Annotated in this window: 1 protein-coding gene; it reads right to left on the bottom strand. The window is 76.0% G+C overall.

Going from position 1 to position 396, the window contains the following annotated elements; all coding sequences use genetic code 11:
• Positions 1-396, bottom strand: a 396-nt coding sequence (locus tag AC2JF9_RS10165; protein ID WP_500727524.1) for a hypothetical protein, incomplete at both ends; no start/stop codon positions are given.

Raw genomic sequence — 396 nt, 5'->3', positions numbered from 1 at the left:
GTGCCGTGCCCGGCGATGGCGCCGGAGGAGCCGGCGGGAATGGCCGACAGCCCCTCGTTCAGCGCCACCAGAAGGTCTGGCGAGCGCCGGGGATCGTAGGAGGCGCGGAAGCGGTCGAGCAGGCTCCAGCTCTCCGGCCGCGTCGTGGGCATGGGGTGCGCCGCGACTTCGGCCGCGGTGTAGACTTCGGCCACCTGCGGGTGCGCGTCCAGCATCTGCCTGGCGAGCGCCACCACCTCCGCGCGGCGCGCCTCCGGCACGTCGGCCGAGACGTGCCAGTCGCCTTCGAACGGCTTGACCTGGAGGCCGAGGCGCTGGACGACCGCCTCGCCCACGCCGGCCGGCGTGGCGGACCGGTCCACCCGGCCGCCGCCGGGCGCCTGCGTCCGTTCGGGA

It is taken from the genome of Lactobacillus sp. C449L, from assembly GCF_059900815.1.
This window is presented reverse-complemented; position numbering and strand designations above follow the sequence as displayed.